10 protein-coding genes are annotated in these 13,578 nt (G+C 74.2%); 4 read left to right on the top strand and 6 right to left on the bottom strand.

Annotated elements, in window-relative coordinates:
• Positions 1–7: 7 nt before the first annotated feature.
• Entirely contained in the window at positions 8–2,092 is a 2,085-nt protein-coding gene (gene tkt, locus B1H29_RS05965; RefSeq protein ID WP_055419224.1) for a transketolase, read from the bottom strand.
• A gap of 157 nt (positions 2,093–2,249) precedes the next feature.
• On the opposite strand from tkt, the gene B1H29_RS05960 reads away from it, so the two are divergent.
• On the top strand, positions 2,250–3,188 hold the full coding sequence (locus B1H29_RS05960) for a helix-turn-helix transcriptional regulator (RefSeq protein ID WP_055419223.1): 939 nt from the start codon (positions 2,250–2,252) through the stop codon (positions 3,186–3,188).
• 160 nt (positions 3,189–3,348) lie between these two features.
• On the opposite strand, the gene B1H29_RS05955 is transcribed toward B1H29_RS05960, so the two are convergent.
• From B1H29_RS05955 to B1H29_RS05940, 4 genes are all read right to left on the bottom strand, one after another.
• On the bottom strand, positions 3,349–5,454 hold the full coding sequence (locus B1H29_RS05955; protein ID WP_055419222.1) for an MMPL family transporter: 2,106 nt from the start codon (positions 5,452–5,454) through the stop codon (positions 3,349–3,351).
• A 147-nt stretch (positions 5,455–5,601) separates the two neighbouring features.
• Positions 5,602–6,270 carry a response regulator gene (locus B1H29_RS05950; protein ID WP_055419221.1) on the bottom strand — a complete coding sequence of 223 codons (669 nt, stop codon included), beginning with the start codon at positions 6,268–6,270 and terminating at the stop codon, positions 5,602–5,604.
• Positions 6,267–7,463: a sensor histidine kinase gene (locus B1H29_RS05945; protein ID WP_055419220.1), complete on the bottom strand. Its 1,197-nt coding sequence runs from the start codon at positions 7,461–7,463 to the stop codon at positions 6,267–6,269. Before B1H29_RS05945 ends, B1H29_RS05950 begins: the two co-directional genes overlap by 4 nt.
• A 33-nt stretch (positions 7,464–7,496) precedes the next feature.
• Entirely contained in the window at positions 7,497–8,390 is an 894-nt protein-coding gene (locus tag B1H29_RS05940) for an IclR family transcriptional regulator (protein WP_079160053.1), read from the bottom strand.
• Between the two features lie 614 nt (positions 8,391–9,004).
• Here B1H29_RS05940 and B1H29_RS05935 point away from each other — a divergent pair.
• A complete protein-coding gene (locus B1H29_RS05935; protein ID WP_055419219.1) occupies positions 9,005–10,342 on the top strand; it encodes a 6-phospho-beta-glucosidase in 1,338 nt (445 codons plus the stop codon).
• Positions 10,343–10,542: 200 nt separating this feature from the next.
• On the opposite strand, the gene B1H29_RS05930 is transcribed toward B1H29_RS05935, so the two are convergent.
• The gene (locus tag B1H29_RS05930) at positions 10,543–11,748 is read right to left on the bottom strand and encodes an ATP-grasp domain-containing protein (protein WP_055419218.1); all 1,206 of its coding nucleotides are present in this window, start codon (positions 11,746–11,748) and stop codon (positions 10,543–10,545) included.
• 283 nt (positions 11,749–12,031) lie between these two features.
• Between B1H29_RS05930 and B1H29_RS05925 the strand changes: the two genes are divergently transcribed.
• Both B1H29_RS05925 and B1H29_RS05920 read left to right on the top strand, forming a co-directional pair.
• Positions 12,032–12,901, top strand: coding sequence for a metallophosphoesterase family protein (locus B1H29_RS05925; RefSeq protein WP_055419217.1), 870 nt, complete (start codon positions 12,032–12,034; stop codon positions 12,899–12,901).
• Positions 12,898–13,578, top strand: a complete 681-nt coding sequence (locus tag B1H29_RS05920) for a 4'-phosphopantetheinyl transferase family protein (protein ID WP_055419216.1) — start codon at positions 12,898–12,900, stop codon at positions 13,576–13,578. Before B1H29_RS05925 ends, B1H29_RS05920 begins: the two co-directional genes overlap by 4 nt.

Here is a 13,578-nt window from a genome sequence, read left to right as displayed (position 1 = left end):
GGCCGGCTCAGCCGCGGGCGGCGGCCAGGGACTGTCTGGCGGCGGCGGCCACGTGCTCGGCGGTGAAGCCGTACTCGGTGAACAGGGTCTCGGCGTCCGCGGAGGCACCGAAGTGCTCCAGCGAGACGATGCGGCCGGCGTCGCCCACGAACCGGTGCCAGGTCAGGCCGATGCCGGCCTCCACGGCCACCCGGGCCCGCACGGACGGCGGCAGCACGCTCTCGCGGTACTCGCGCGGCTGCTCCTCGAACCACTCGACGGACGGCATCGACACCACCCGCGTGGGCGTGCCCTCCGCCTCCAGCGCCTCCCGCGCGGCCACGGCGAGCCGCACCTCGGAACCGGTGGCGATCAGGACGGCCTCCGGGGAGCCGGTGGAGGCCTCGGCGAGGACGTACCCGCCGCGTGCCGCGTCCGGGTTCGGCTCGTAGGTCGGCACGCCCTGGCGGGTGAGGGCGAGGCCGTGCGGGGCCGGGCGGGTGGAGTGCCGCCTGAGGATCTCCGCCCAGGCGGTCGCGGTCTCGTTGGCGTCGGCCGGGCGGACCACGTTCAGGCCGGGGACGGCGCGCAGGGCGGCCAGGTGCTCGACGGGCTGGTGGGTCGGGCCGTCCTCGCCCAGGCCGACGGAGTCGTGCGTCCACACGTACGTCACCGGCAACTGCATCAGGGCGGACATGCGGACGGCATTGCGCATGTAGTCGGAGAAGACCAGGAAGGTGCCGCCGTAGATCCGGGTGTTGCCGTGCAGCGCGATGCCGTTCATCTCCGCGGCCATCGAGAACTCGCGGATGCCGAAGTGCACGGTGCGCCCGTACGGGTCGGCCTCCGGCAGCGGGTTGCCCTCCGGGAGGAAGGAGCTGGTCTTGTCGATGGTGGTGTTGTTCGAGCCGGCCAGGTCGGCGGAGCCGCCCCACAGCTCCGGCAGCACCGGGCCGAGGGCCTGCAGCACCTTGCCGGAGGCGGCGCGGGTGGCGACCGCCTTGCCGGTCTCGAACACCGGCAGGGTGTCCTCCCAGCCTTCGGGCAGCCGGCCGGCGAGCACGCGGTCGAACAGCGCCGCGCGCTCGGGGGCGGTGTCGCGCCATGCGGCGATCCGCTTGTCCCAGGCGGCGTGCGCCTCGGCACCCCGGTCCAGGGCGCGGCGGGTGTGGGCGAGGACCTCGTCGCGGACCTCGAAGGACTTCTCCGGGTCGAAGCCGAGGACGCGCTTGGTGGCCGCGACCTCCTCCTCGCCGAGGGCGGAGCCGTGGGAGGCCTCGGTGTTCCGGGCGTTCGGGGCCGGCCAGGCGATGATCGTGCGCATGGCGATGAGGGAAGGGCGCCCGGTCTCGGCCTTCGCCGCCGTCAGGGCCGCGTGCAGGGCGGGCACGTCGACGTCGCCGTTGTCGGCGGGCTCGACGCGCTGCACGTGCCAGCCGTAGGCCTCGTACCGCTTCAGGACGTCCTCGGAGAACGCGGTCGCCGTGTCGCCCTCGATGGAGATGTGGTTGTCGTCGTAGAGGAAGACGAGGTTGCCGAGCCTTTGGTGACCGGCCATCGAGGACGCCTCGGCGGAGACGCCCTCCTGGAGGTCGCCGTCGGAGACGATCGCCCAGACGGTGTGGTCGAAGGGGGACTCGCCGGCCGGGGTCCCGGGGTCGAACAGGCCGCGCTCGTAACGGGCGGCCATCGCCATGCCCACCGCGTTGGCGACGCCCTGGCCGAGCGGCCCGGTGGTGGTCTCCACGCCGGCGGTGTGCCCGTACTCGGGATGGCCGGGCGTCTTCGAACCGTGCGTGCGGAACGCCTTGAGGTCGTCCAGCTCCAGTTCGTACCCGGCGAGGTAGAGCTGGGTGTAGAGGGTCAGCGAGGTGTGACCGGGGGAGAGGACGAAACGGTCACGGCCGGTCCACTCCGGGTCGGCGGGGTCGTGTCGCATCACCTTCTGAAAGATCGTGTAGGCCGCCGGGGCGAGGGCCATCGCGGTGCCCGGATGGCCGTTGCCGACCTTCTGCACCGCGTCGGCCGCGAGAACCCGGGCGGTGTCGACGGCACGCCGGTCGAGTTCGGTCCATTCGAAGCGGTCCGCGCCGTCCGCTGTGTGCGTGCTCATCTTCAAGAAATCCTCGATCGGAGCGAAGGAACTGGTCTGACGTGTTCAAACTTAAAAGTCTGACTTTTGAGAGTGAAGGTCGTGGTGTGCCAGCCTGTGGTGAAACTGGGACACGCCCCGGCGCGCGGGTGCACGGGCGGGACGGCACGAGAAGGACATGGCGGACGAACACATCCAAGACGGTGCCGGCGGCGGCGGTGGCGGCGACGCCAGGGACGGCGACGGAATCAGAACGTTCCCCTTCCCGGTCGATCTCAGCCTCCTCGGCGTCGGCATGCAGGTCGGTCCCATGGGCGCCGGCCGCACCTGGCACGCGCACGCCCCGCTGCACCGCGTGCACCGCATCGACTTCCACGTCGTCATGCTCTTCACCGGCGGCCCGGTCCGTCACATGATCGACTTCGCCGAGTACGAGGCGACGGCCGGCGATCTGCTGTGGATCCGGCCCGGACAGGTCCACCGCTTCTCGCCCGACAGCGAGTACCGCGGAACGGTGCTGACCATGCAGCCCGGCTTCCTGCCCCGCGCCACCGTGGAGGCCACCGGCCTCTACCGCTACGACCTGCCGCCCCTGCTCCACCCCGACGAGGCACGGCTCGCCGGGCTCACGGCCGCGCTCGACCAGCTCCGCCGCGAGTACGAGGACGCCACCACCCTGCCGCTGAGCCTGCACACCGCCGTACTGCGCCACACGCTGTCCGCGTTCCTGCTGCGCCTCGCGCACCTCGCGGTCAGCTCCGCCGAGGCGGCGCGCCAGGGCCGGACGGACACGCCGGGCGACACCACCTTCACCCTCTTCCGGGACGCGGTCGAGCGGGGCTTCCCTACCAACCACAGCGTCAGCGCCTACGCCGACGCGCTCGGTTACTCCCGCCGCACCCTCGTGCGCGCGGTGCGCGCCGCCACCGGCCAGACGCCCAAGGGGTTCATCGACAAACGCGTCGTACTGGAGGCCATGCGGCTCCTCGCCCACACCGACATGCCCATCGGCCGGGTCGGCGCGGCGGTCGGCTTCCCGGACGCGGCCAACTTCTCCAAGTTCTTCCAGCAGCACACGGACCAGACGCCGGCGGCCTTCCGGACCGAGGTGCGCTGAACGGCACCGTGCCAAGGAGGGTGAAGGGGCGTCACGCGCGCGTGACGCCCCTTCACCCTCCTACGGGGGCCGGTTGCCGCTCGGCGGCCGGAGCCGAACCGGTTCACGGTCACGAAGTCCGCCGGCCGGCCGCCCGGCCGCCACCGTGCCGGCCGGTGCCTCAGTGGTGCGCCGGCTCCGGCTCGGCCGGGGCGGCGACCTCCTCGCGCACACCGAACCGCTCGTGCGCCCGGCGCAGCGGCCGCGGAGCCCACCAGGCGCGGCGGCCGAGCAGCGCCATGGTCGCCGGCACCAGCAGCATCCGTACGACCGTGGCGTCGATCAGCACCGCCAGGGTGAGGCCGAGCCCGATCTGCAGGATCGGGGAGAAGCCGCCCGTCATGAAGGCGCCGAACACCACCGCGAGGAGCAGCGCGGCACAGGTCACCACCCGCCCCGAGCGGCGCAGTCCGGTCACCACGGCCTCCCGGTCGTCACCGCTCTGCTCCCGGGCCTCGCGCATCCGCGCCAGGATGAACAGCTCGTAGTCCATGGCGAGTCCGAAGGCGATCGCGATGATCAGCGGCGGAGCGGTCAGGCTCAGCGCGCCCAGCCCTTCGGCGCCGATCAGCCCGGCCAGGTGACCGTCCTGGAAGACCCAGACGACGGCGCCGAGCGCGGCGCCGAGACTGAGCAGCGTGGTCGCGACCGTGCGCAGCGGCAGCAGCACCGACCCGGTGAAGGCGAACAGCAGGACGAGGATCCCGGCCAGGACGGTCAGCGCCGCCCAGGGTGCCCGGTCGGCGAGCATCTGCCGGAAGTCGACCAGTTGGGCCGCGGTTCCGGTGACCTGGACGGGAGCGTCGCCGCGGATGTCCCGTACCCGTTCGACCAGTTCGGTGGCGGCCCTGCCGTCGACCGAGCCGGCCGGGGGCAGTTCCAGCACGGTCGTACCGCCGGGCAGGTCACGGCTCCCGCCTCCCGGCGCGAGCGCGCGGATCCGGTCGGCCGTCCCCGCGTCGGTGCCGGGGCGCAGGACCACGGTGACCGGCGAGACCCCGGTGCCCGGCGGGAAGTGCGCGCCGACGGCGTCGTGGAGCCGCCGGGCCTCGGTGCTCTTCGGGAGCTGCTGTGCGTCCCCGATGTTGACGCGCATGCCGGTGACGGGCAGCGCCAGCACCAGCAGGGCCGGGACGGCCACGGCCAGGACCGCCGCGCGCCGGCGGGCGGCGAAGCCGGCCAGGCGGGCGAAGAGCCGGCCCTCCTCGCCCTTCGCACGCACCTTCGCCGGGGCGATCTTCCCGCCGAACCGTGCCAGCAGCGCGGGCAGCAGGGTCAGTGCGGCGAGCATGTCGACGACGACCACCGCGGCCACCGCCAGACCCATGCTGCGCAGGAACGTACTGGGGAAGACCAGCAGCCCGGCCAGGCTCACCGCCACCGTCAGCCCGGAGAAGAGCACGGTCCGCCCGGCCGCCGCGACGGTGCGGTGCACGGCCTCCACCACGTCCGGGGTCTCCCGCCGCTCCTCGCGGAAGCGGACCAGCATCAGCAGGGCGTAGTCCACGGCGAGGCCGAGCCCCAGCATCGTCGTGACCTGGATCGCGTACACGGAGATGTCGGTGAACTGGCTGAAGGCGAACAGGGCGAGGAAGGCGCCCGCGATGCCGGCCACCGCGACCAGCAGCGGCAGCCCGGCCGCGCGCAGTCCGCCGAAGACGACCAGCAGCAGCACCAGCACGACCGGCAGCGAGATCAGCTCCGCGTTCTTCACGTCCTCCTGGGCCCGCTCGCCGAGCTGCTCGCCCAGCAGCGGCCCGCCGCTGACATGGACGCCCGACGCGTCGATCTCGTGCAGCCGCCCGGCCGCCGCGTCCACCGCGGCCTCCTCGGCGGCGTCGTCCAGTCCTCCCTCGAGGGCGACGGGCACGATCAGCGCCCGCCCGTCCTCGGCGACCAGGCCGCGCGTGGCGTACGGGTCGGGCACCGCGGCGACGCCCGCGAGGTCCCGCAGGTCGGCGACGGCCCGCAGTACCTGGGCGCGCACCTCGGGGCCGGAGACGGCGGCGGCCTCGACGACGGCGGTGATCGACTCGCCCGACGGGTCGAGGTCGTCCAGGTACTCGGCGGCGACCGCCGACTCGGTGCCGGGGACGTCGGGCACGTCGTCGGAGAGCTTCCCGAAGACCCCCGTCCCGAGGCCGAAGCCGAGCAGCAGGAACACGCCCCACAGGAGCATCACGGTCAGGGGGCGGCGGGTCGCCGCCCGGGCGAGTGTGGACAGCACGGTGCCTCCCGGCGATCGTCATCCGACAGGGGATGCGTCTTTCGACGTCGCCAACAGACTCGTGCCCGGCGGTGTGTCGCCGGATCGCCGATGGGAGCGGTTTGCGGGACTCGCCCGTACGGGGGAGACCGGCCCCCGCCTCACCCGTCAGGGGGAGCCCGGGGTCACCAGGCCGGTCTCGTACGCGCAGATCACGGCCTGCACCCGGTCCCTGAGACCGAGCTTGCCCAGCACGTTGCTGACATGGGTCTTGACGGTGTGTTCGCTCACGAACAGGGTCGTGGCGATCTCGGAGTTGGACAGCCCGCGCGCCAGCAGCCGCAGCGTCTCCACCTCGCGGGCGGTCAGCACCTCGATGCGCCGCGGGGTGACCTCGGCGGTGGCCTCCGCCCGCCGGCGCCGCACGATGTCCGCGACCAGCCGGCGCGTCACCGCCGGTGCCAGCAGGGAGTCGCCGGCCGCGACCACCCGGACCGCGTGCACCAGGTCGTCCCGGCGCACGTCCTTGAGCAGGAAGCCGCTGGCGCCCGCGTACAACGCCTCGTACACGTACTCGTCCAGGTCGAAGGTGGTCAGCATGACGACCTTGCAGGCGGACCGCGCGCACACCCGCCGGGCCGCGTCGAGGCCGTCCATCACCGGCATGCGGATGTCCAGCAGGAGAACGTCGGGCGCGAGCCGCTCGACCGCGGCCACCGCCTCGGCACCGTCGCCCGCCTCCGCGACGACCTCGATGTCGGCCTGGGCCTCCAGAATCATGCTGAACCCGCTGCGGACCAACTCCTGGTCGTCGGCGACGACCACCCGGATGCTCACCCGAGCGCCGCCCGCCGTCCGGCCGCGACGGGCAGGCGGACGACGACGCGGAAGCCGCCGTCCGGCCCGCCGCCGACGACGGCCCCGCCCCCGCAGGCCGCGGCCCGCTCGCGGACGCCTATCAGCCCGTGTCCGCCGCCGTCCGGCGCCGACGGGCCCCGCCCGTCGTCCGTCACCGTCAGGGTCACCTCGTCCTCCGCCCAGTCGAGTCCGACCGTCGCGGAGGAAGCGTACGCGTGCTTGACCGTGTTGGTGAGTGCCTCCTGCGCGATGCGGTAGGCGGCGACCTCGGTGTCCGGCGGCAGCGGGCGCGGCTCGCCGCTCACCCGCAACTCCACGCGCAGCCCGGTCGATTCGCCGACCTGCCGGACCAGACCGGACAGCGCGGCCAGGCCCGGCTGCGGCAGGCGTTGCGGCCCGGCTGCCGACTGCTCCTCCTTGAGGACGCCGAGGATGCGCCGCAGTTGGGTCATCGCGTCCCGGCCGGCGGTCGCGATCGCGTCGAACGCGGCCTCCGCGCGCGCCGGATCACTGCGCACCACGACCGGCCCCGCCTCGGCCTGCACCACCATCAGGCTGACCGCGTGCGCCAGGATGTCGTGCATGTCGCGGGCGATACGGGAGCGTTCCTGCGCCATGGCCCGCGCGGTGTCGGCGGCCCGCTCGCGCTCCAGCCGCCGGGCCCGGTCCTCCAGTTCGGCGGTGTAGGCACGCTGGGTGCGGGCGAGCGTGCCCAGGGCGTACGCGCACACGATGCTCAGGAGCTGGAAGGCGTACTCGAAGGGCTCGGCATCCTCCCGGTGCCGGATGGTGACGGCGACCCCGATCAGCCAGCCCGCCAGCATCATGCGCCGCTGCCAGGGCCGGGCCAGGGCGGCCAGTGTGTACAGGACGACGAATCCGCCGTACATCAGGTCGGGCGGGGGCGCGTGGTGCATCGCCTGCGTGGGGGTGGCCACGGACACGGCACAGGCGGTCGCGAAGGGCGCCGCGCGCCGCCACACCAGCGGCACCGCCGTGGCGGCCCCGAGCAGCCAGCCCTGCCCGGTCAGCGGGTCGTCGCCCTCGTCCGGGAACAGCCACTGCAGGGAGACGGCGAACAGCACCAGCGCGGCGACGGCCGTGTCGACGGCGTACGGGTTCGTCGTACGCAGCCGTGCGACGGCGGAGGTGAGCGGGGACCGGGCGGACATGGGCGGCTCCTCGGGGCAAAGGCCGTCCCAGTATCACGACGGCCCCGGGGCCCCGTCCTCACCGGTGCGGGGGATATCCGGTGTCCGCCGACGGGGATCCGTCCCTCCCCGGCCGGACGGACGCCCGGCGCCGGACCGCGCCGTCTCCTCCGGTCGCCACCCCAGGGCCCGGGAGATGCCGCGCGCGGCCAGCCGCACCGCGGGGACCAGCGCCGGTACCTGTGCGCCGGCGTGCGGTACGACGACGGAGACGGCAGCGGGCACCGTGCCGTCCGGGCCGTGCACCGGAGCGGCCACCGACAGGGCGTCGTCGGTCACCTGACGGTCGCTCACCGCCGCGCCGGTGCGCCGCACCTCGGCCAGCACCCGGCGCAGCCGCGCGGCGTCGGTGATGGTGTACGGGGTGAACGCGGTGAGCGGGCCCGTGCGGTACGCCTCCTGGAACTCCGGCTCGCCGTACGCGAGCAGGGCCAGGCCGACCCCCGTGGCGTGCAGTGGCCAGCGGGCGCCGACGCGGATGTGCACGCCGACCGAGGACCGCGCCGCCAGCCACTCGGTGTAGACGACCTCGCCGCCGTCCCGCACCGCCAACTGCACGTTCTCGTGCGTCGCCTCGTACAGGTCCTCCAGGTACGGCAGTGCGACCTGCCGCAGCGCCAGACCACGCGGGGCGAGCGCGGCGATCTCCCACAGCCGCAGTCCGATGTGGTAATCGCCCGACTCGTCCCGCTCCAGCGCGCCCCACTCGGTCAGGGCGGCCACCAGCCGGTGCGCGGTGGTCAGGCTCAGCCCGGCCCGCCGGCTGATGTCCGTCAGGCACAGCGCCGGGTGCTCGTGATCGAACGCGGCGAGCACCGACAGCAGGCGGTCGGTCGCGGTGGGGGTGCCCCGGGGCGAGTGGAGTCGGGAGTGGGGGAGGGTGGTCATGGCCGGCATCCTCGGCGGGATCTGCGGGGTGGCGGGCTACGGGGGTGAGGCGCGGTAAGGGGGTGCTCGGGCGGGGTGTGGCGGGTTGCGGGGCGGGGCGTGGCGGGGGCGCGGTGGAGGGTTGTGGCGGTGTGGCGGTGTGGTGCGGTGGTGGGCTGTGGCGGGTCGAAGCCGGAGCGGACACGGGTGGGCGGACCGGAGCGGACACGTGGCGGGAGCGGGGCGGGGCTGTCGGCCCGAGCGTACGGTGCCGGTCGCACGCGGCACAGGGGGCGCGGAGCTGGATGTGCCGCCGCGGTCGTGCGGAGTGGTGGGGTGAGGCGCAGGGGGTGGCGGGGGTTGTGGTGCCGGGCGTGTCCTGTGCCGGGCGTGGGGTCGGATGTGTCGCCGCGGTCGTAGGGCGCGGTGGGTGATGCGCCCGGGGTGGCGGTGGTTCCTGGTGCCGGCGTGTCTCTGTGACGGGTGTGGGGCCGGATGTGTCACCGGGCGCGTACGGCGGGGTGAGCGGGCCGCGGGGGCGGCGAAGTCAGACCGGTACCGGGCGGCCCACCGGGCCGGGCGTGCCATGATCGGCGCCAGACGGAGAGCCGGGCCGGTGACGGAAGGGTGCGGGCGTGAGACTGACGATTCTGGGCGGCGGCGGATTCCGGGTGCCGCTCGTGTACGGGGCGCTCCTCGCGGACCGCGCCGAGGGCCGCGTGACACACGTCGTGCTGCACGACCTGGACGCGGCCCGGCTGTCGGCGGTGAGCCGGGTACTGGCCGAACAGGCCGCGGGGACGCCGGACGCGCCCGAGGTCACGGCCACCACCGACCTGGACGAGGCGCTGCGGGGCGCCGACTTCGTGTTCTGCGCGATCCGCGTCGGCGGCCTGGAAGGGCGGGCCGACGACGAACGCGTGGCGCTGGCCGAGGGCGTCCTCGGCCAGGAGACGGTCGGCGCGGGCGGCATCGCCTACGGGCTGCGGACCGTCCCGGTCGCCGTCGACATCGCGCGCCGCGTGGCCCGGCTGGCGCCGGACGCCTGGGTCATCAACTTCACCAACCCGGCCGGTCTGGTCACCGAGGCGATGTCCGGGCACCTCGGCGACCGCGTCATCGGCATCTGCGACTCGCCGGTCGGCCTCGGCCGCCGCATCGCCCGCGTGCTGGGCGCCGACCCGGACCGGGCCTGGATCGACTACGTCGGCCTCAACCACCTCGGCTGGGTCCGCGGCCTGCGCGTGGAGGGTCGCGACGAACTCCCGCGGCTGCTCGCCGACCCGGCTCTGCTCGGCTCCTTCGAGGAGGGCCGGCTCTTCGGTCCCGAGTGGCTGCGCTCCCTGGGCGCGATCCCCAACGAGTACCTGCACTACTACTACTTCAACCGGGAGACCGTCCGCGCCTACCAGGAGGCCGACCGCACCCGGGGCGCGTTCCTGCGCGACCAGCAGGCCCGCTTCTACGACGAGATGCGCCGCCCCGACGCCCCGGCCCTGGCGGCCTGGGACCGCACCCGCGCCGAGCGCGAGGCCACCTACATGGCCGAGAACCGCGAAGCGGCGGGCGCGGGCGAGCGCGAGGCCGACGACCTGTCCGGCGGCTACGAGAAGGTGGCGCTGGCCCTGATGCGGGCCGTCGCCCGGGACGAGCGCACCACGCTCATCCTCAACATCCGCAATCGGGGCACGCTGTCGGTCCTCGACGCCGACGCCGTGATCGAGGCCCCGTGCCTGGTCGACGCGAACGGCGCCCATCCGGTGGCCGTGGACCCGCTGCCGGGCCACGCCACCGGCCTGGTCTGCGCGGTCAAGGCGGTCGACCGCGAGATCCTCGCGGCGGCCGGCTCCGGCTCCCGGGCGGCAGCGGTGCGCGCCTTCGCCCTGCACCCGCTCGTCGACTCGGTCAACGTCGCCCGCCGCCTCGTCGACGGCTACACGGCCGCCCACCCGGGCCTGGCGTACCTGAGGTAGGCGGGAGGCCCCGGCGCAGCCGCCGGTCGCGGGCACGCCGGCCTTCGCCCCGAGTCGCGGTCGCGGCCGGGTCGAGTACGAGGCGGCCGGCCACCTGCGCCGGCGATGCTTGCCGGGGGCGCTGGCCGGGCGGTCGTGGCCTCGGCCTGAGCCAAGGCGTGTCCGGATCGAGCCCGAGGCGGCAGGTCCCCGGACGCGTCCTACGCCGGAGCCCCGGCGGCCGGGTCCGGTGCGGGGGCGGCCAGCGGACCGGCGGCCGGCGCCGCGACCGCCGGATACTTCACCGGAGCCGGAGCCGGAGCCGGAGCCGGAGCCGGAGCCGGAGCCGGAGCCGGAGCCGGAGCCGGGACCGTGGGGAGGTCCGTGCGCTGATGCGGCAGGGAGACGGGCCGCAGGGGGCGCGGCCCGGACACCACCGAGTAGTCCTGGCCCAGGAACGGCGGCGTCAGCTCGCCCGGGTCGTCACCGAGTGCCAGCCGGACCGCCGCCCACGGCACGTTGATCCCGCACAGCGCCAACTGGTGCAGCCCACCGGCCGGCCGGGTGTTGACGTCCATCAGCACGGGCCGGTCGCCGTACATCCGGAACTGCACGTTGGACAGGTGGTGCAGCCCGAACGCCTCGGCGATCCGCCGGGCCGGGGCCAGCCACTGCTCGTGCAGTGTGAACCCCCGGCGGCGGCCGTTCTTGGTGCGGCCCACGGCCAGCCGTACCCGGTCGTCGGGACCGGTGAGGCAGTCCACCGAGACCTCCGGCTGCTCCAGCCGCGGCATCACCAGCCAGTCGACCGGCTCCTCGGCCGCCCGCAGCGCCTCGACGACCAGGGGCAGCGGCACGGACGGACCCGGGAAGCCGTTCAGGTGCGCGAGGGAGAAGGGGGCACGGGTGACCATCCGGAAGCCCACGCCCCCCGCGCCGGACGCCGGCTTGAAGCACGCCCGGTGTCCGTGCGCCTCCAGCTCCTCGACGGCCGAGACGAGTTCGTCGGCGGTGCGGACCCGCCACCACGGGGGCACCGGCACACCGATCGCGCGGAGCGCCTCGTAGGCGGTCACCTTGTCCTGGAAGACGGCCACCGCCTCCGGCGGCGGCGCCAGCAGCGCCGTACCGGCCGCCTCGAACTCGGCACGGTGGGCCACGATCGCGGACTGGTACAGCCGGGGCACGAACACGTCGATGCCGCGCCGCGCGCACTGGTCCAGGGCGTACTCGACGTAACCGGCCGGGGACAGGCCCTCCGGCTCCAGGTCGGCGGTGTCCGCGGCGGCCAGCACGGGGGAGTCCGGGTCGCCGTGCGTGGCGTGGATCTCGACGGCACGGTCGGCGGGATTTCTCCGGAGCTGATCCATGAAGAAGACGTTCTCCGCGTACGTGCGGTTGAGCCAGACGCGTACGGGAGAAACCATGCAGGCCGCCTTTCACGGTTCGCGGGCAGGGCGAAGCGGGCCGTGCCCGGCCAGGGGGGTTGGAGGGACACCAAGCCGCCCTGCGCGCAGGGAATCGTGGCGGTGGTGTTGGGGCGATCATAGGGGGTTGCACACCTCCGGACGCAAAGCGCGTCACACGGATGCACGGGCCCTGCCTCGGGGCGGCCGCGAGGCCCCCGCCCGGCGGGGGCGGGTCGCCCTTGTGACCGGGGCCCGCGATGTGATCTCGTAACGTCGAACGCATGTCTGGAAGGGGTGGGGGATGAGGTCGACGGTCGGGGGCCCGGGGAAGCTGTGGGCCATCAGCGACTTGCACATCGGCTACGAGGAGAACCGTGCTCTGGTCGAGAAGATGCGCCCCGACTCGGACGACGACTGGCTCCTGGTGGCCGGCGACGTGGCGGAGACCGTCGCGGACGTCCGGTGGGCCCTCGGCACCCTCGCGGACCGCTTCCGCCGGGTCGTCTGGGCCCCCGGGAACCACGAGTTGTGGACGCATCCCAAGGACTCCGTCACCCTCCGTGGCGTCGCCCGCTACGAGCACCTCGTCGACATGTGCCGCGAGCTGGGCGTGACGACGCCCGAGGATCCGTACCCGGTGTGGGAGGGAGCCGGGGGCCCGGCGGTGGTCGCGCCGCTGTTCCTGCTCTACGACTACTCGTTCCTGCCCGCCGGATGCGCGACCAAGGACGAGGGGCTGGCGTACGCCCACGGCACCGGCATCGTGTGCAACGACGAGTTCCTGCTGCACCCCGACCCGTACCCGAGCCGCGACGCCTGGTGCCGGGCGCGGGTCGCCGAGACCGAGCGCAGGCTCGCCGAGGTCCCCGCCGGGCTGCCGACCATCCTCGTCAACCACTACCCGCTGGACCGGCACCCCACCGACGTCCTGTGGTACCCCGAGTTCGCCATGTGGTGCGGCACCCGGCTGACCGCCGACTGGCACCGCAGGTTCCGGGTCGACACCATGGTCTACGGTCATCTGCACATCCCGCGGACCACCTGGCACGAGGGCGTCCGCTTCGAGGAGGTGTCGGTCGGCTACCCGCGCGAATGGCGCAAGCGGACCGGGCCGCCCGGGGCGCTGCGCCCCATCCTGCCGACGTCGGCGCGCAAGGAGGTGGCCCGGTGATCGAGGACCTGCTGCCCGACACCGTCGTCACCGTGGAGGCCCACGGCCACGACGACGCGGGACACCTCCCCCTCTACCCGGAGGAGGAGGCGCTCGTGGCCCGGGCGGTCGCCAAGCGCCGCCGGGAGTTCGCCGTCGTCCGGTCCTGCGCCCGCCGGGCCATGGAGAAACTCGGTGTGCCCGCGCAGGCCGTGCTGACCGGCGAACGCGGTGCGCCGCGCTGGCCGGCCGGACTGATCGGCAGCATGACCCACTGCGACGGCTACTGCGCCGCCGCGCTGGCCCGCGCCACCGACCTGGCCTCCCTCGGCATCGACGCCGAACCCGACGGGCCGCTCCCGGACGGCGTCCTGCCCAGTGTGTCCCTGCCCGCGGAGCGGGATCGGCTGCTCCGGCTGGCCGAGGAGCGCCCCGGCATCCACTGGGACCGGCTGCTGTTCAGCGCCAAGGAGTCCGTCTACAAGGCGTGGTTCCCCCTCACCGAGCGGTGGCTGGACTTCATGGAGGCCGACATCGAGATCTCCGTGAACCCCGTCGACCCCCGCCGCGGCACCCTGCGGGCCGCCCTCCTGGTGCCGGGACCCACCGTGGGCGGCCGGCGCCTGACCCACTTCGACGGCCGGTGGACCGCCGGGCAGGGGCTGGTCGCCACGGCGGTCACGGTCCCGCACGGCTGA

This window comes from Streptomyces pactum (assembly GCF_002005225.1).
In the GTDB taxonomy this organism is placed as follows: domain Bacteria; phylum Actinomycetota; class Actinomycetes; order Streptomycetales; family Streptomycetaceae; genus Streptomyces; species Streptomyces pactum_A.
Note: the sequence above shows the minus strand (reverse complement) of the source record. Positions and strands in the feature narration are given on the sequence as shown.

Coding starts and splice junctions, on each gene's coding strand:
- B1H29_RS05940 (WP_079160053.1), bottom strand. CDS start 8,390: ATGACCACCCTCCCCCACTCCCGACTCCACTCGCCCCGGGGCACCCCC.
- B1H29_RS05925 (WP_055419217.1), top strand. CDS start 12,032: ATGAGGTCGACGGTCGGGGGCCCGGGGAAGCTGTGGGCCATCAGCGAC.
- B1H29_RS05960 (WP_055419223.1), top strand. CDS start 2,250: ATGGCGGACGAACACATCCAAGACGGTGCCGGCGGCGGCGGTGGCGGC.
- tkt (WP_055419224.1), bottom strand. CDS start 2,092: ATGAGCACGCACACAGCGGACGGCGCGGACCGCTTCGAATGGACCGAA.
- B1H29_RS05945 (WP_055419220.1), bottom strand. CDS start 7,463: ATGTCCGCCCGGTCCCCGCTCACCTCCGCCGTCGCACGGCTGCGTACG.
- B1H29_RS05930 (WP_055419218.1), bottom strand. CDS start 11,748: ATGGTTTCTCCCGTACGCGTCTGGCTCAACCGCACGTACGCGGAGAAC.